At 72.5% G+C, this 17,271-nt stretch carries 15 protein-coding genes; 7 read left to right on the top strand and 8 right to left on the bottom strand.

Going from position 1 to position 17,271, the window contains the following annotated elements; all coding sequences use genetic code 11:
* Window positions 1-30: 30 nt before the first annotated feature.
* A complete protein-coding gene (locus ER308_RS21990) occupies window positions 31-2,208 on the bottom strand; it encodes a DEAD/DEAH box helicase (protein WP_205745906.1) in 2,178 nt (725 codons plus the stop codon).
* A gap of 250 nt (window positions 2,209-2,458) precedes the next feature.
* Between ER308_RS21990 and ER308_RS04790 the strand changes: the two genes are divergently transcribed.
* A complete protein-coding gene (locus ER308_RS04790; protein ID WP_131153924.1) occupies window positions 2,459-4,213 on the top strand; it encodes a DUF885 family protein in 1,755 nt (584 codons plus the stop codon).
* A 15-nt stretch (window positions 4,214-4,228) separates the two neighbouring features.
* Here ER308_RS04790 and ER308_RS04785 read toward each other — a convergent pair whose 3' ends face one another.
* From ER308_RS04785 to clpS, 3 genes are all read right to left on the bottom strand, one after another.
* Window positions 4,229-4,864, bottom strand: a complete 636-nt coding sequence (locus ER308_RS04785; protein ID WP_131153923.1) for a TetR/AcrR family transcriptional regulator — start codon at window positions 4,862-4,864, stop codon at window positions 4,229-4,231.
* Window positions 4,865-4,933: 69 nt separating this feature from the next.
* A complete protein-coding gene (locus ER308_RS04780; RefSeq protein WP_131153922.1) occupies window positions 4,934-5,437 on the bottom strand; it encodes a DUF2017 family protein in 504 nt (167 codons plus the stop codon).
* A gap of 31 nt (window positions 5,438-5,468) precedes the next feature.
* Window positions 5,469-5,798, bottom strand: coding sequence for an ATP-dependent Clp protease adapter ClpS (clpS, locus tag ER308_RS04775; protein ID WP_131153921.1), 330 nt, complete (start codon window positions 5,796-5,798; stop codon window positions 5,469-5,471).
* Window positions 5,799-5,864: 66 nt separating this feature from the next.
* Between clpS and ER308_RS04770 the strand changes: the two genes are divergently transcribed.
* The 6 genes from ER308_RS04770 (at window position 5,865) to ER308_RS04745 (ending at window position 10,564) form a co-directional block, all read left to right on the top strand.
* The gene (locus ER308_RS04770; RefSeq protein ID WP_131153920.1) at window positions 5,865-6,635 is read left to right on the top strand and encodes a PIG-L deacetylase family protein; all 771 of its coding nucleotides are present in this window, start codon (window positions 5,865-5,867) and stop codon (window positions 6,633-6,635) included.
* 197 nt (window positions 6,636-6,832) lie between these two features.
* Window positions 6,833-7,501, top strand: coding sequence for a hypothetical protein (locus ER308_RS04765; RefSeq protein ID WP_131153919.1), 669 nt, complete (start codon window positions 6,833-6,835; stop codon window positions 7,499-7,501).
* Between the two features lie 153 nt (window positions 7,502-7,654).
* Complete coding sequence (locus ER308_RS04760) at window positions 7,655-8,200, top strand: FxsA family protein (protein ID WP_165491824.1); 546 nt, start codon at window positions 7,655-7,657, stop codon at window positions 8,198-8,200.
* Complete coding sequence (locus ER308_RS04755) at window positions 8,197-9,003, top strand: HAD family hydrolase (RefSeq protein ID WP_131153917.1); 807 nt, start codon at window positions 8,197-8,199, stop codon at window positions 9,001-9,003. The genes ER308_RS04760 and ER308_RS04755 overlap by 4 nt, the downstream gene beginning before the upstream one ends.
* Window positions 9,004-9,011: 8 nt before the next feature.
* Entirely contained in the window at window positions 9,012-10,109 is a 1,098-nt protein-coding gene (locus tag ER308_RS04750) for a Fic family protein (protein WP_131153916.1), read from the top strand.
* A gap of 224 nt (window positions 10,110-10,333) precedes the next feature.
* A complete protein-coding gene (locus ER308_RS04745) occupies window positions 10,334-10,564 on the top strand; it encodes a DNA primase (RefSeq protein WP_131153915.1) in 231 nt (76 codons plus the stop codon).
* A gap of 110 nt (window positions 10,565-10,674) precedes the next feature.
* Here ER308_RS04745 and pncB read toward each other — a convergent pair whose 3' ends face one another.
* The 4 genes from pncB to ER308_RS04725 all read right to left on the bottom strand — a co-directional run bounded on the left by pncB (window position 10,675) and on the right by ER308_RS04725 (window position 17,072).
* Window positions 10,675-11,994, bottom strand: coding sequence for a nicotinate phosphoribosyltransferase (gene pncB / locus ER308_RS04740; protein WP_205745905.1), 1,320 nt, complete (start codon window positions 11,992-11,994; stop codon window positions 10,675-10,677).
* A 56-nt stretch (window positions 11,995-12,050) separates the two neighbouring features.
* On the bottom strand, window positions 12,051-14,090 hold the full coding sequence (locus ER308_RS04735) for an ATP-dependent helicase (protein ID WP_131153914.1): 2,040 nt from the start codon (window positions 14,088-14,090) through the stop codon (window positions 12,051-12,053).
* Between the two features lie 111 nt (window positions 14,091-14,201).
* The gene (locus tag ER308_RS04730) at window positions 14,202-16,307 is read right to left on the bottom strand and encodes a thioredoxin domain-containing protein (RefSeq protein ID WP_131153913.1); all 2,106 of its coding nucleotides are present in this window, start codon (window positions 16,305-16,307) and stop codon (window positions 14,202-14,204) included.
* 156 nt (window positions 16,308-16,463) lie between these two features.
* On the bottom strand, window positions 16,464-17,072 hold the full coding sequence (locus tag ER308_RS04725) for an SRPBCC family protein (RefSeq protein WP_165491823.1): 609 nt from the start codon (window positions 17,070-17,072) through the stop codon (window positions 16,464-16,466).
* Window positions 17,073-17,271: the final 199 nt, after the last annotated feature.

Below are 17,271 nucleotides of genomic sequence, written 5' to 3'. Positions count from 1 at the left end.
GACCAGCGTCGACTCCGAGTGGCCGACGACTCAGGGGAGATGGTTGATCGTCATGGGGCGCGACAGGCCGGGGCGCCCGTCGCCACGTGCGCTGGCCGTGTCCCGTGTGGCAGGCGCCGAATCGACCGCCTCGCGACCGCCGCCGGACGTCCGCTCTCGCTCGCCCTGTCGAGCGTTGCCGCCTCCGGAGCCGCGGCCGCGACCACCCCGACGACTGCGGTTCGAGCCGCCCCGTCCCCGGGACCGCTCCTGCTCGGAGCGCCCCTGGTCGGACCTCTCCTGGTCGGATCGCTGCTGGTCGGATCGCTCCTGGTCGGACTTCGCGGAGCCGTCGCCCCCGGCGGAGCCGGACCGCGCCGAGACACCGGCCTGCCCGGCCGACTCGTCCCGATCCCCAGCCTTCGAGCGGGTCTCGGACCGGCGACGCTGCTGGCGGGCCGCTGGCGCGCTCGCGGTGCTCGCGCTGCCGTCGCCGGGCGCCTCCCGGCGCCGCACCCGTCGACGCACGCCGCCCTCGTCGACGTGCACGTCCTCGCGAGCCGACTCGCGGCTCGGCGTCGCCGCCACGTCGTCCACCGGTGCAGGCGCTTCCCGCTCCCGGGAGCGGTCGGTGGACGTGGCCTCGCGTCCAGTGTCGGGGCCGGGGACCTCCCGTCGCCGTACACGGGTTCGGGCCGGGGTCTCGTCGGTGGCGTCGGGTTCACGTCCTGCCGCCGCAGCCGGCCGTTCGCCCGTGCCGGATTCGGACGGCGCCCGCGTGCGCTCGGCACCGGAGTCGGCGCTCCCCTTCGGACCGGCTGGCTGCCCGTCGGTGCGGCTGTCGCGCTCGCCCCCACGGCGCTCCCCGCCGCCCTGGCGACCTCGGCCGCCGCGCCTCTTGCCCCGGCGCCCATTCCGCTCCTCGGCCCCGCCCGGCCGCTCGGAGGCCCTTTTGTCATCGCTCTCGTCGCGTTTGCCACCGCCGTCACGGCGCTGCGTGTCCGGCTCGGCCGCCCGCTTGCCACCGCTGCCACGGGAACGCGTCGATTGCTGCCGCGGGGGCAGGTCGAACAACGCCTCGAGCTCCGGAGACGTCGAGAAGACCTCGTGCGTCGGGGTGTCCACCCCCAAGGCCTTCTTGATGACCTCGACCCGGGCGAGTTCGTTCCACACCGCGAGCGTGACCGCGACCCCCGCCGCGCCTGCCCGTCCCGTGCGCCCGATCCGATGCAGATACATCTTCTCGTCGTCGGGGCAGTCGTAGTTGACGACGTGCGTGACCTCGGGGATGTCGAGGCCGCGAGCCGCGACCTCGGTCGCGCACAGCACGTCGATCTTCCCGTCCCGGAACTTCTGCAGCGTCCGCTCCCGTGCCTCCTGGCGGAGATTGGAATGGATCGCCTCGGCCTGCTTGCCGTGCTGCGCCAGTTCGTCGACCAGCGTGTCGGCCATGCGCTTGGTGCGGGTGAACACGAGGGCGAGGCCCCGGCCGGGCGCGTCGAGGATCCGTGCCAGGACCGCCGGCTTGTCGAGACGGTGACAGGACAGGAAGTACTGATCGGTCGCGGGCGCGACCTGTGCCTCCTCGACGTCCGCGCGCATGAACGTCGGCTTGGACATGTAGCGGCGCGCCAATCCGACGACCTCGGAGGGCATCGTCGCGCTGAACAACAACGTCTGCCGGTCGGTCGGACACGCCTGCACGAGCTGCTCGACATCGGGCAGGAAACCCATGTCGAGCATCTCGTCGGCCTCGTCGAGGACGAGCCCTCGCACATCGCGCAATGTGAGCGCACCCCGGGACATGAGGTCCAACAGACGGCCCGGGGTCCCGACAACGACCTGGGCACCGTCACGCAGCGCCTGCGCCTGCGGTTCGATCGCGCGACCCCCGAAGATGGCCACCGGGGTGATGCCGCGGCCCGCCCCCGCGCGCGCGAGGTCCTCGTAGACCTGCAGGCACAGCTCCCGGGTCGGCACGACGACGAGCGCCCTGGGGGTGCGGGCCTCAGGGTCGATGCGTTGCAGGAGCGGGATGCCGAAGGCGAGCGTCTTCCCCGTCCCGGTCCGCGCCTGTCCGATCACGTCGGCACCCGACAGGGCGAGCGGCAGCGTCTGCTCCTGGATGGGGAACGGTGCGGTGATGCCCTCGCGGGCGAGCGCATCGACGATGGGCTGGTCGACGCCGAGGTCGGCGAACGATGCGCCGCTGGTCTGGATGGTGGTCAAGGCGGACTCTCACAGGATCGGTGGGCGGGAAATGAACGGCCAGCGCCGTCACGGCCGGAGCCCGGACGAGTAGGGCGCGGACGGCGCGCGATCGAGTACGGCGCGGCCGGGCGCGGCGCGGCAAGGGTAACCCGCGTCTCTCCAGGGTAGCAGTCGCCTGGGGGTGGCCCGCGCGGTCGTCGTCGATCGCCGCACACGGCGATCGGGGGCGCTTCGCGGGGGCCAGAGCACACGCGACCGAGGGGACGGCGTGGAACGTCGAGCAGGCCCGCTCGCCGACAGGCTGGACGCGGTCCTCGAAGGCCTGCTGGAGCACTATCGCGTCCACGCGCCGGTGCGCGCCACCGAGCTCGGCGACACCTCCGCCGATCACGCGATCGACGACTGGGGGCCCGAGGCCGTCGCGACTCGCCTGCGCGACGTCGAACGCCTCGACCGGCAGTTGTCCGACGCCGTGGGTGCCGACACTGCCACCCACCAGGATCCTGACTCCGTCCCCACCCACCCTGGTCCTGAGTCCGTCCCCACCCACCCTGGTCCTGAGTCCGTCCCCACCCACCCTGGTCCTGAGTCCGTCCCCACCCACCCTGGTCCTGAGTCCGTCCCCACCCACCCGGGTCCTGAGTCCGTCCCAACCCACCCGGGGGACCGGGCGGACGCCGCGCTGCTGGCCGACGAACTGGCGGGGCTGCGCCACGAACTCGCTGTCGCCCAGCTGCACCTTCGTGATCCTCGCCTCTACCTCGACGTCGTCGCGGGGGCGGTGGGAGGCCTGCAACGCCCCGACGCCACGCCCGGTCACGCGCTGGCCGCGCGCCTCGACGGGATCCCACGGCTGCTGGCGCAGGCGCGGACGAACCTCGAGGCCGTTTCGGAGCCCCATCGCGATGCCGCACTCGCGCGGGTCGACCGCGTCACGCGGCTCATCGAGAAGGCCGGGGCCGGGCCCTCCGCCGCGGAGGCCGCCGACCGGGCCGCCAGGGCCCTGCACGCCTGGGCTGGCTGGCTCGAACAGACGCCCGCGACCGGGCCCTGGCGCGCAGGAGAGGACGGCTGGCAGTGCGCGGCGCGCGCGGCCCTGGGGGTCGAGGTCGACGCCCACGACCTCTCAGAGCACGCCGACGCCGCGCTGTCCGCGGCCGGAGCCGACGCCGAGAGGCGGGCCACGGACCTGGATGGCTCGGCCAGGGCCGGGCGGGGCGTCGTCGACCGTGCTCTCGCGGCCCTCACGCACGACCGCCCCCCGCGCGACGAGCTGCTGGGGGTCGCGGCGAACCTCGTGAGCGAGGTCGTCGAGGAGGTGGCGGAAGGCGGGACCTTCCCTCCGCCCGCCGCCCATCCGCTGCGCATCGAGGCGGTGGCCGCGACGGGAGGCGGCCTTGCCCGCCTGCGGCCGCCCCCGCCGCTCGATCCCACGCACGCGTCGATTCTGGAGGTCGCGGTACCGGACGATCCCGAGGCCGGCACCGTCCTCGGCGCGGGAGACGTGCACGCACTGCGGGCCGCCGCGTTGCACGAGGTCTACCCCGGCCACCACCTGCACGTCGCCTACCTGCGCGCCCACGAACGCCGCGTGCGGCGCGTGCTGCGGAATCCCGTGCTGGTCGAAGGGTGGGCGCTCTACGCGGAGCGGACCATCGTGCGTCGCGGCGTGGGGAACCCCAAGATGCGCCTGGCCCGCGAGGTCATGGACTGCTGGGGGATCGCGGAGGCACTGGTCGACCTCGGACTGCACACCCGGGGCTGGGATGCCGACCGTGCCGAACGGCTGCTCGTCGAGCGCGCACACGTCGATCCCCCTCGAGCCCGCGCCACGGTTCGCCGGGCACGTCTCGATCCTGCTCGCCGGTCGGTCTACGCGATCGGGGGACGGCTGCTCGGCGAGCTCCGGGCGACATGGCCGTACAGCGACACCGCGTTTCACACCGCGGTGCTCGAGGCCGGAGCGCCGCCCCCGAGAGCGCTGCCCCCGCTGCTGCAGCAGGTCGCCCGGCGCGGGGGCTAGGGGGTGCGGGCGCCGTCAGGAGCGCGAGGGGGGCTGCTCGCCCGGCGCGTCCTCCGTACCCGACCCCGGTGGTGGAGTCCCGAACGAGCCGAGGCCGCGCCAGGCCAGTCGCGCGAGGATCCGCACGGCCTCCTCCTTGGTGATGCTGCTCTGCTCGATCCACCAGCGGGCCCCTTCGGCGGCCAAACCGCGCACCGCGTTGGCGAGGAAGCGTGCGGCGTCCTCGTGCAGCTCCGCGTCCTCGGCGATCAGCGCCGCGATCTGATCGGCCACCCGATGGATCGCACCGTCCACCTCGCGGCGCACCGCGTCGTCGCCGAGTTCCGCGGTCGCGAACACGAGCCGGAACCTCGGGTCCTCGACGAAGTCGAAGTAGGCGGCGATCGCACCCTCGACCCGGGCCCGGTTGTCCGTGGTGCCCTCCAACGCGGAGCGGACCTGCTTCTCCATCTCCTGGACGGCCTCGCCCACGAGCGCGAGGTAGAGCTCACGCTTGGACGGGAAGTGCTGGTAGAGGACCGGCTTGCTGACCCCGGCGGCTTCCGCGAGTTGCTCCATCGACAAACCGTGGTAACCGTGCTCGGAGAACAGTCGGCTCGCGATCGTGATGAGCTGGCGGCGTCGCTCGGCGGCGCGCAAACGGGTTCGCATGTCCCTGATGTTACCGAACGGTATCTTCCCGGCGCCGCTGCCGTGCCGTGGCCCCCGGGCGGAGCCCGATCACTCGTCGAGCAGGCGCCCGCCGAGGACGTCGAGGAGCTCCTCCTGCAGGAGGCCCAAGTAGTGGAGCGCGATCAACGACGGGTCATCGCCCGGTCCTTGCTCCCACTGCTCCTCGGACTCGATTCCCACGAGGGTCGCGAGCGCGAGCCGCGTGTCGTTCAGGGCAGAGAGCCACGACTCGGCCTCGTCGCCGTCCAAGCGGAGCTCCAGCGCGTCGCCGCGCTCGCTGGCGCGTTCGAGCGTGCCGGCGAACGCTTCGATCACGACGCGCTTCTCCTCGGCAAGGGGCTCCCCGATCAACTGGCGATACTCCGCCTCGGCCTCCTCGTCGTCCGGGTAGGCCGGGGGGAAGAGCCGGGCACGGACACCGCCGGGATCGCCCGCGTCGCCGAGGAGGGCATGCAATCGCTCCGGCAGGGTGGCGAGCAGTTCGTACTCGCGGGGTGGCAGGCGGACCCGCAGACCGCCGTCGTTGCCGGGCGCGATGCGCCGTTCGACCATCTCGGCCCCCGAGTCTCGTTCGGTGTCAGAACTAGGCTCGCGACAGCGTCGCGTGCAACCCGTGGGCGTGCAGCCGCGAGACGTAGTGCTCGGCCTTCTCGCGTGGCTCGCTCGCGACCACGGCCTTGCCCTCGTGGTGCACCTGTAGCATCAGCTGGGTCGCGGTCGCCTCGTCATAGCCGAACAGCTTGCGCAGTACGTAGACCACGTAGGACATCAGGGTCACCGGATCGTTCCACACGATCACGTTCCACGGCTGATCCAGATCCGTGTGCTCCTCGACGTCCGCGTCCGGGGCCTCGACCGGTAGTGTCGGCGCGGCCGCGGTCAGCGTGGTGGGCGGGGTCGAGGTGGTCGGCATGACCGCAGGGTACCGAGCGCCGGGTCGGTCCCGCGAGCGTCGAACGAACCGTTCGAAGGAGCACCCGTGCGGATCTGGGAGCCGGAGCGACCCTTTCGTCGTGCCCTCGTGGTCGTGGCGCATCCCGACGACGCGGAGTTCGGGGCAGCGGGCACGATCGGCCGCTGGGTCGCCGACGGCACCGAGGTCCGCTACCTGGTGATGACCGACGGGGCCAGCGGCTCCCAGGACCCGGGGATGTCCCGTGGCCGGCTCGCGGCGATCCGCGAGGCGGAACAGCGGGCCGCGTGCGCACGGCTGGGGGTGGCGGGGGTGCAGTTCGGCGGGTGGCCGGATGGCTACCTGGAGCCCGACGTCGGTGCCCGTCGGTACGTGGCGAGCGTCATCCGCCAGCACCAGCCCGAGGTCGTCCTCACGCTCAATCCGCTGGTGCGCTGGACCGACACCGGCCGGATCAACCATCCCGACCACCGGGCCGTGGGTGATCTGGTCCTGCACTGCATCAACCCCGCGGCCTCCACGCGCCTGTGGGACACCTCGCTGCTGGACGATGGGCTCGAACCCTGGGACGTGTCCGAGGTTTGGCTCGCGAGTCCCGGAGACCCCGCGTTCGCCGATCAGTCGGGCGGTGACCTCGTCGAGTTCGTGGACATCGCCGACACGTTCGGGACGAAGCTGGCCGCGTTGCGGTGTCACGAGAGTCAGCTCGGGGAGACCGATCCGGAGCCACGGGTGCGCGGGATCGCCGCCGAACGTGGCGCGGCGGTCGGCAGGGAGTTGGTGGAGCCCTTCACCATCCTGCGTCAACGCGACCTGGCGCCATTGCCGCCCGTGTAGTCGCCGTTGCTAGAGCGTCTGACTCCGGGCTCGGCCCTGGCCGGTGTCAACCGCACTGTGTAATTCTCGATCACTCACAGCTTTCCTTCGCGGAAGGTTTGCGTTAGGCTACGCAGGGTCAGGTCGTGCGTGACGTCCGATGGCGGGAACGGCTCGGGCATGACCACGGCGGGGGCATGACGACGGGAAGGAAACCGGTGCTGCGGACCACCGGAGATCTGCCGGAGCTCCAGCGGGCCGTCCGGGAGCTGCACGGCGTGGCGGAGGCGATGGTGCGGTGGCCGGATCCCCGCGGTCCTGCCGAGCTGCGGGTCGTCATCGGTCCCGACGCGGAGGCGAGCGACACGACGGACGAGGTCATCCAGGTCCTCGAGCGAGTCGGCGGGGTCGACCTCGACACCCTCGCGCCCACCCCGCGCACTGCTGCCGAACGTCCGGTCTTCGCAGGGCTGGAGGTCCAACGCGGTGAACTCGACACCCGGGTCGAGGTGACCTTGCGCTACCGAGGACGGGAGGTCCGGGGCGCGGCCGAAGGTCTCGCGACCGGGGATCACACACCCCGCACCGCGGCCGCGGCCACACTGCAAGCATTGCGGGAGGTCGTCCGTGACGACGTGCGGATGCACGTCGAGTGGATGTCGCGCGACGGTGCCGGCGGGTCGCGGGACGAGGTCTGCTCGATCGCCGTGACCGTGCTCACCCTCGACGGCCAGGACCAGCACATCGGTTCCGCGCTGATCCGCGGGGACCTGCGCGAGAGTGCGGTGCGGGCGACGCTCGACGCCGTCAACCGGCGCCTCGGGCGCTTGATCGGCGACGCCGCCCTCGACGAGGAGATCGCGAGGCGCGGCCTGCCGAAGGGCTGAGGCCGCGGGCGCAGGGCGACCCGGCCCCTGTGGGATGCACGGCCCGAGGGGTGGACCGGGTCGCCGCATCGGCCGAGGCCGCGGAACGTGCAGGCTCTTAGAATCGAGTGGGCCTCCGATCGTCGAGTCGGACTACCATCGACGGGAGCCACCGTGCGCGCGATCCTCTTCCTCGTCTTCGTCGTCGGACCGATCCTGGAGTTGCTGGTCATCATCCAGGTCGGTCAGCTCGTCGGGCCGTGGCCCACCGTCGGCCTGCTGCTCGCGGTCTCGGTGCTCGGCGCCCTGCTGGTCAGGCGCGAGGGCCTCAAAGCCTGGCAGCGCTTCACGCGGAGCCTGCAGGAAGGACGGGTCCCCGCGGCGGAGGTCGTCGACGGGGCCCTCTTGCTGCTGGGTGGGGCCTTCCTCGTGACCCCCGGCTTCATCACCGACGCGCTCGGCCTCGCGCTCCTGTTCCCGCCCACCCGGGCGGGTCTCCGCCGGCTCGTGCGTGCACGCAGCAGTCTGTTCGTGGCCGGCGCGACGGGCCTGCGTGGTGCGCAGTCGTCGCCACGGGGCGGCCGTGCCCGCCCGCATGACACGAACGACGTGGTCGATGTCGAGGTGGTGCGGGTCGAGCGCGAGGACGCACCCGAGGCCAGTGAGGCGCTCGAGGACGGCCATCGCGACGACCCCTCCGAGGAGGAGCCCCCCCGATGACCAAGGCCGCCGCGTTCTTCGACCTCGACCGGACGCTCATGTCGGGCTCGAGTGCCTACTACTTCGGCAAGGCTGCCTATCGCGAGGGGCTGTTGCCGCTCCCACGGTTACTCGCCGACGGTGTGAGCGGCCTCGTGTTCCGGCTGTTCGGCGCGAGCGACGAGAAGAGCGAGAAGTTGCGCGACCGCATCCTGGCGAGCGTCGCGGGTCACGAGGCCGAGTCGTTCCGTCGCCTCTGCCCGCAGGTGGTCGAGGAGATCCTCCCCCGGATCCGGCCGGAGGCGCAGGCGCTGCTCGACATGCACGCCGAGGCCGACCGCGACGTCTGGATCGTGTCGGCCAGCCCGGTCGAGATCGTCGAGGAGCTCGCGAGCGCGCTCGAGCTGACCGGTGGCCTGGGCACGCAGAGCGAGATCGTCGACGGGGTGTACACGGGGAACCTCGCCGCGCCCTTCTGCTACGGCGAGGGCAAGGCCGAGGTCATGCGCAAGCTCATGGCGGAGCGGGGCTACGAACCGACGAGCTGCTACGCGTACTCCGACTCCGCCAGCGATCTGCCGATGATGCAGCTCGTGGGCAATCCCGTGGCGGTCAACCCCGATCGGCCGATGATGGCCGTCGCCCACCGACGCGGGTGGCCGGTCATCGAGTTCAACCGCCAGCAGAAGCGTGTGATGCGGTGGTCGCTGTCGACCGGTCTCGGCGCGGTCGCCGGCGTCGGCGGCTACGGGCTCGGGCGGTGGCACGGACGTCGCCGGGCCGCCGCGCTGCTCGCCCAACCGCGGCGGATGCGGAAGCGATAGGCGCGCTGGTGTCGTCGATCGCATCCCTGCGCCACACCGAGCGCCTGGTGCAGCTGATCGCCCGTGCAGAGGAGGCCTCGGCACGGCTGGTCGCCGCGCCGACCGATGGGCGTGATCGCCTCGCCGCGATCGCCCGGCGGGAGCAGGCGCGCGCCTCCGCGCGCCTCGACGCGAGTCCGCTCACGGAGGCGACCGCGGACGAGGTGGACGCGGGCGGCGCCGTCGCGCGGACGAAGTCGGAGGAGAGCGGCGCTCGCGAGCCCCGGGGAAGCTGGAGCCGGGCGTTGCGCCTCGAGGGGATGCCCACCCAGGACATCGCCGCCATCGAGTACGCGAACCTGCTGGCCGTCTGGGACCAGGAGTCCGTCCTCGTCCAGCGGTTCGCGCGGGACCCGCTCGACGTGCTCGCCGAGATCCACGGTCGGCTGACCGACGGCTTGGTCGATCCTGCGGTGGTCGGGCGTCCGCGGACGAGCGAGCAGGACGTCCACGACGGTGCCCACGGTCAGGTCGTTTACCGCGGAGCCCCCGTCGCCGAACTCGCTGACCGGCTCGCCGCCCTGGGGCACTGGCTCAGGGCGGGGGCTGACGACGAGCCGGCGCTCGTCGTCGCCGGCGTGGTCCACGAACGGCTGCTCGAATGGCAGCCGTTCGAGGCGGCGAACGGTCGGGTGGCCCGCGTGGCGGCCCGATTGGTCCGTCGTCGGCTGGACACTGCGGGGCTCGCGGTGCCCGAGCTCGATTGGGTCGCCGATCCCCTCGCGTACGCCCGCGAGGTCGCGGCCACGATCCGTCGGCGCGGGGACCTGACCCGATGGGTCGAGTGGGACGCCGAGGTGACCGTTCGCGCCCTGGAGCATGCCGCGGACACGGCGCAGGGGAGGCCTCCGCCGGCCCCCCCGGCGCGCGCGGTTGACGCGCTCGCGGCGCTCGGAGAGGTCATCACCGTCGTGGAGTACGCGGAGGCCGCTGGCGTCGACCGAGCCACCGCCCGGGCCGATCTCGCGCAGCTCGAACGGGCCCGGCTCGTTCGACCCGAGCGGGGGACCGCGGGCCTCAGGGTCCGCCGGACCCGGTCGCCGGATCCGTCCGCCGATCCCGTTTGAGTTCACCTGTCCCGAGCGACTCGGAACCGGGCGAACCACACGCAAAGCACCGCAGGACGTCCTATTGCCTCGACGAAACCCGAGGGACCCTGTCCGATCGGGACGTGCCCGATGGGGCGGGGGTCATCGGCCGTGGGGGCACGTCTTCGAGGGCCGTGTGGCGGTGAGGCTCTCACTGCGCCGCCGCGGGCGGCCGTTGACCCCGAACATGAGAGGTGCGAACCATGCGGAAGAACCTTCTGGCAGCGATCCTCGCCGGCCTCCTCGCCCTTGGCGTGGTTGCTTGTGAGGACGACGCCATCGAGGACGATGCCGGTGACGACGCGCTCGACGAAGAGCCCGATGACGGCATGGACGACGAGATGGACGACGACCTCGACGAGGACCTCGACGAGGACGACGACATGGACGACGACCTCGACGAGGACGACGGCGAGGACGACGACGACCTCTAACCGCGGCACGTCGGCCCGCGTGACCGCGGGTCCACGCGAACGACGATGCCCCCGGGTTCGAACCCCGGGGGCTTTCTCGTCAGCAGGGCGGCGTGAAAGGGCTCCGCGGGTCAGGTGGAGGGGCTGGTGGGTACCGCCAGCTCATCGGTGAGCCGGTCGCGCAGTGCCTGCAGCCGCTCGGTCCGGCGCGGTTGCCCGGGGTGCTCACCGACGCGAGTGACGCTCTCGCGGCACCGTTCGGCCGCCTCGGCCACCGACCGGGCGGGCCGCGTCCGTCGCCCGTCGCGCATGGCCAGCTCGAGCATCTCGCGGCCCTCGAGCCCCTCGTCCGCCAACCCGATCACGTCCCCGTCCGCTCCGCGCCACACCTGCTTGCGGCCGGGATTCGTGGCCTTCTCGGGGGTGCTCGACACCTTGAGGACGGGATTGCCGTCCACCTCGGCGAGCTTGTACACGCCGCTGAACGCGGGATCCTGGCGGGCGGTCACGAGCGCCGTGCCGACGCCGTACGCGTCGATCGGCGCGTCGGCCCGTTCGAGGTCCTCGATCCGCGGGGCATCGAGGTCCCCCGAGACGACGATGCGTGCCTGGGTGTGCCCCGCCGCGTCGAGGCGGGCCCGGACCTCTCGCGACAGCGAGTCGAGGTCCCCCGAGTCGAGCCGCACCCCGCCGAGTTCGTGGCCGTCGGCGGCGAGCTCGTCGGCCACTTCCAGCGCGTGCGGCAGCCCCACGTGCAACGTGTCGTACGTGTCGAGCAGGAGGATGCAGTCCTCCGGGAACACGCGGGCGTACGCACGGAAGGCCTCGGCCTCGGACTCCCACGCCATGACCCACGAATGGGCCTGTGTGCCCGACAGGGGCAGACCGAACCGGCGGGCGGCCTCGACGTTGCTGGTGGAGGCGCACCCACCGATCATCGCTGCGCGGGTCGCGGTGATCGCGCCGTCGGGACCGTGGGCGCGGCGAGCCCCGAACTCCAGGACCGGCTTGCCCCGGGCGGCCCGTGTCACCTGCAGTGCGTTGCTCGCGATCAGCGAGGAGTACGCGATGCGGTTGATCAGCAACGTCTCGACGAGTTGGGCCTGCGCGAGCGGTCCTTCGACCCGCACCAGGGGTTCGTCGCCGAAGACGATCTCGCCCTCGGGGATTGCCCACACGTCCCCGGTGAACTCCAACTCGGCGAGCCATTCGAGGAATGCCGGGTCGAACCGGTCGAGCGACGCGAGATAGTCGATCTCGTCCCTCGTGAACGACAATCCCTCGAGCGATTCGAGCACCGGTTCGAGTCCCGCGCAGACAACGAGATCCACACCCTCGGGGTTGTGGCGGAAGAACAGGTCGAACACGGCGGGTTCGTCCGCTCGGCCGGCCGCGTGGTAGCCCGCCATCATGGTGAGCTCGTAGAAGTCGGTAAAGAGCGCGTCGGACACGCTGAGCCAGCCTCCTCCCGTTCTCCGCGCCGGAGCCGCAACGCTATCGCACCGGGTCACCGCCGCTGCACGAGCGCGAGCAGGTCGTCCCCGTAGCGCGCGACGCGTTTCGGGCCGAGACCGGTCACTGTCGCCAGCTCGGCGGACGTGCGGGGCCGTCGTGCAGCCACCTCGCGCAGCGTCGCATCGGTGCAGACGACGTAGGCCGGCACTCCGTCCTCGTGAGCCCGTGTCCGGCGCCACTCGCGCAGCGCGCCCACCAGCGCCTCGTCGTCGCCATCGGCCGGGCCCCGCTCGTGCGGTCGTCGGCCCTCGTCGCTTCGGGCGGTCCGCGGCCGCGGCTCACGGGCGTCCGGGGCGGACCGCGTTCGGGTGTCGAGCAGAGGGTCGAGGAACCGCGAGGGGCGTCGGCGACTCGGTTTCCCTTTGGGGCCCTCCCGCTGTTGCGCCCACGAGAGGGAGAGGTAGCGACGGGCCCGGGTGCACCCGACGTAGAGCAGGCGGCGCTCCTCCTCGACCTGATCGGGATCATCGCGCGCATGGCTGATGGGGATGAGCCCCTCCTCGACCGCGACGAGATGGACGGCCTCGAACTCGAGCCCCTTTGCCTTGTGGAGGGTGAGCAGGGTGACGGCCTCGACCTCGGCCGGCTCGGGGGCCCCGTCCCCCTCGCGTACCCGCTGCTCGAGCTCGGCGACGAGCCGGTCGACCGACAACGTTGGCTCCTCGGCAGTGCGACGGGTCGCCAACGCCGCGAGCGCCGACAGGTTGCGCCATCGCTCCAGCGCGGTCTCGCCCTCGGGTGCCCGCTTCGGGTGCCATCCCATGCGTCGGCCGAGGACCCGCTCGACGAACCGGTCCGGTCGCGGACCGCCGGCGGGGCGCGCCTCCACCGGAGGTGGGGGATCCTCGCGGACGGACCCGACCCGCCCCTGCTCCTCGGCGAGCGCCGCCACCGCCTGGCGGATCTCCCGGCGGGCGAAGAAGCCGACGTCACCTCGGACGGTGTAGGCGATCCCCGCCCGACGCAGTGCCTCCTCGATCGTCTGCGATTGGCTGTTGATGCGGTACGCGACCGCGATCTCGGCCGGCGGGACCCCCTCCTCCCGCAGCCGCTCGATTCGGCGGACGAGCAGCGCGAGCTCCTCGTCGGCGTCGTCGGCCGGCAGCAGCGTCGGGTCGGGTCCGTCCCCGAGCGTTGGCCGCAGGGTCTTCCCCTGCGCGCCCAGCACTCGGCCGGCGGTCGTGAGCACCTGCGGGGTGGACCGATAGTTCCGCTCCAGCCGGACGACCTGCGCATGGGGGAAGCGCTCCGTGAACCCCGTGAGATACCTCGGTGTCGCGCCGGTGAAGGAGTAGATCGACTGGTCGTCGTCACCGACGACGCACAAGTCGTCCCGATCCCCGAGCCACGCGGAGAGCAGGTCCCACTGTGCCGGGTTGGTGTCCTGCACCTCGTCGACGGTGAAGAACTGGTATCGGTCCCGCACCTGCGCCGCGATGTCGCGACGTTCGGTGAGAAGTCGTGTGCAGAGTGTGAGCATGTCGTCGTAGTCGATCAGACCCTGCTCACGCTTCTGTCGCTCGTAGGCCTCGTAGAGTTCGGCGACCGTCTCCGGCTCCACGGGCGCGGACCGCCCCGACTCGGCGTAGCCGGCCGGGTCCAGCGTCCGGGCCTTCGCCCACGAGATCTCGGCGGCGAGGTCTCGCCCGAGCAGGCCCGCCCGTTGCCCCAGCGGGATGAGCAGCCGCAGTGGCTGGTCGAGCACCTCGGGGAGGGGTTCGTTCCGCCACTCGCGCCAGAAGTGCCGCAGTTGGGCCCACGCGGCGGCGTGAAACGTCGCTGCGCGCACCCGCCCCACCCCGAGCGCGGCGATCCGCTCGCGGAGCTCGCCCGCAGCGCGGTCCGTGAAGGTGACGGCCAGGACCTGATCGGCGTGCGCGACCCCGGACGCGATCTGGTGGGCGACCCGGTGGGTGATGGTCCGGGTCTTGCCGGTCCCGGCCCCCGCGAGAATGCAGACGGGACCGGCAACGGCCGAGGCCGCCGCGCGCTGTTCGGGGTCGAGTCCCGTGAGGAGATCGGAGGCCGTCATACCGTCGTGCAGGCTAGCGCGACGATGATGCGACTCGGCCGTTGGCGTCCCCAGCCTCGAGCCACCGATCCAGGCCACCACCTGGTCGGGCCGCACACGCACGACCCGGGGTCAGCGGTCCTCGGGATACGCGGTGGGCGCATCGTCGCCGAGTTGGCGGCTGAGTTCCGAGGGGTCGGTCGTGGGGGCCTCGCAGGCGAAGTTGCGGCAGACGTACGCCGTCGGCGTGCCGTCGATGCGAGGACGCCCGGCGAGGAGGGGGACGACCTTGCCGGCGTCGTCGGGTTCCCCGAGGGCGAGGACGCTGCCCGGGCGCCACCGCGCCCGGTAGCGGGCCCGTAGCTCGACAGTGTTGGCCTCGTCCGCGGTGCCCACGATGGCCACCTCCTGCGGACCGCCGAGGCGGCGCTCCACCGCGGTCAGCAGCTCGCCGTACCCCGTCGGGACTTGCGCCGCGCGGCCGGCGAAGAGTTGCAGCGTTGCTTCCCCGCGTTCGGCATGGACGGGGTCGCCGGTGAGCGCGGCGAGGCGCAGCCCGGCGTCCGCGAGCGCGCTCGCGGGGGCCGGCACGGCGTTGTCCCAGAGCTCCTTCGGCCGCGTGACGAGCGGTTCGCCGTCGTTGGGGGTGAGGTGGTAGGCGCCCGACGTGTCCCGGTCGGCGAACCGGTCGACGGCGTCGGCGACGAGCTCCTCGGCCCAGCCGACCCAGCGCGGGTCGTGATCCGCCTCGTAGAGGCGCAGGACGCCCTGGGCCACGCACGCTACGTCCTCGGCGAAGGTCTGGGGGATCGGCTCGTGACCCTGCTTCCAGGAATGCCGGAGCCGTCCGTCCACCACCAGTCGCTCGGCGAGGAACGTCGCGGCGTCGCGCGCGGCGGTGACCCAGGCCGGCTCGTCGAGCGCCGCTCCCGCGTCGGCGAGCGCGCCGATCACGAGGCCGTTCCACGACGCGAGGACCTTCTCGTCGCGTCCCGGGCGTGGTCGTGCCGCACGCCGGGCGGCGAGCGCGCCGCGCACCACCTCCCGCGCATCCTCGTGGGCGGGGTCCCCCGCGGGGTCGTCGGGCTGCCCCGCCGCCGGGTCCACCAGCTCGCGGAGCACCGTGGTGCCCCCCTCGAAGTTGCCCTCGCGGGAGACGCCGAAGTACGCCGACCAGCGGTCGGGATCCGCGCCGGCCTCGGCGACGACGTCACGGAACTCGTCCTCGGTCCACACGTAGAAGGCGCCCTCGCCGCCCTCGTGGGTCGCGTGCCCGGGGCTGTCGGCGTCCAGCGAGCTGTAGAAGGCCCCCTCGGGGTGGCGGAGCTCGGTGAGCAGGAACGCCGCGGTCTCGCGGACGACCCGCGCGTAGCGAGGGGCGCCGGTCACCTGCCACGCGTGGGTGTAGGCGCGCAGCAGCAGCGCGTTGTCGTAGAGCATCTTCTCGAAGTGGGGCACGATCCACTGCGCGTCGACCGCGTAGCGCGCGAAGCCTCCCCCCACCTGGTCGTGGATGCCGCCGCGGGCCATCGCGTCGAGCGTGTGCGTGGCCACTCGCAGGGACGTGTCGCCGCCGGCGCGCACGTGGTGTGCGAGCAGGAAGTCCACGGTCATCGCGTGGGGGAACTTGGGGGCGCTCCCGAAGCCCCCGTGGCGCTCGTCCCACGCCTGGGCGGCCTGCTGGGCGGCTTGTGCCGAGAGGCCCGCGTCGATCGTGTCCTCGGTGGGCTCGAGGTGCTGCAGTGACTGCAGATGGTCGGTGACGCGCCCGGCGCTCTCCTCGACCTGGTCCCGCTGGTTCGTCCAGGCCTCGTGGGCGGCGTCGAGGACGCGCGGGAAGGACGGCATCCCGTGACGCTCGGCCTTCGGCCAGTAGGTGCCCGCGAAGAACGGTCGTCCGTCGGGCGTCAAGAACACGCTCATCGGCCAGCCGCCGTGGCCGGTCATCGCCTGCACTGCGTCCATGTAGACCGCATCGACGTCAGGACGCTCCTCGCGGTCGACCTTAATGCTCACGAACCGGTCGTTCAGCGCCTGGGCGATCTCGGCGTCCTCGAAGGATTCGTGCGCCATCACGTGGCACCAGTGGCACGCGGCGTACCCGACCGAGAGGAAGACCGGCTTGTCCTCCTCGCGGGCCCGGGCGAAGGCGTCGTCCCCCCACTCGAACCAGTCGACGGGGTTCTCGGCGTGTTGCTGCAGGTACGGGCTCGCGGAGTCGGCGAGTCGGTTCGCCACAGTGGCCTCCAGGGTGGGTCGGGGCGGGCCCGGGCGGTGCCGGGTGCCCGCTGTGGACGTGTGCTACCGAGAGCCTCGCCGTTGATCGCGCTGTCCACACGACCCGCGGGGTGCTCGGGCCGGACGATCCTCGGGGCGACCAACGTGGCGTGCGGGTCAGCCTGCCTCGTGGCGTCCCTGGTCCGCGGCGGCGATGCGTGCCAGCCGAGCCATCGCGATGCGGGCGAGCGGGCGATAGCCCTCGAGGGCGATCCGACCCGGTCCGGCGAAGACCCCGTCGACCCGCAATCGGGTCGCCACGCGGCTGCCGGTGCCCCACGGCGCCACGACGTGGGCGCTGTCGAGCCACTGCGCGGCGGGTAGGCGGATCCGAAAGTCCCACCGGTGGCCCGGTTCCACGTGGGTAACGACCCCCTGCACACGCGTGCCGGCAGGACCTCGGACGAACAACCGGTCTCCCGGCGCGACGAGGCACGGCTCCGAATGCTCTGCCCGTGCCGCGGTGCCCGACGGGGCAGTGGGCGGGGCGGCGTCGGGGCCCCGTGATCGCGAGCCACCGCGGGGGCGCTGCGGGGCATCCATCGTGGCCACGCGCGGTCGGCTCGCCTGGATCCAGCGAATGTGCGGGGCCCAACGAGCCCACTGCTGCGGATCGGCGAGCAGCGCCCAGACGTCTGCGGGCGGAGCGGTGCTCTCGGCGGCGACGATCACGCCGCCGTTGCCCTCGTCGAACGGGTGTCGGGGATCGTCCGTTCCGATGGTCACGGCAGATCCGATTCGTTCCCGGGAACTCGAGGCGTCGCCACGTGTCCCCCGCAGCTATACCCGTGTTCGCTGCATCCGAACGAGGGTCCGGGCCGGGCCCCCCGGGACATCGCGAACGCCAGCGTCGTCCGCATCCCGGGGTGCGGCCACGAGTGCGCCGGCCGCTCGACGGTGCGCACGGGCGACAATCGAACACGAG

The sequence above is a fragment of the Egibacter rhizosphaerae genome, from assembly GCF_004322855.1.
Classification (GTDB): Bacteria; Actinomycetota; Nitriliruptoria; order Euzebyales; family Egibacteraceae; genus Egibacter; species Egibacter rhizosphaerae.
Note: the sequence above shows the minus strand (reverse complement) of the source record. Positions and strands in the feature narration are given on the sequence as shown.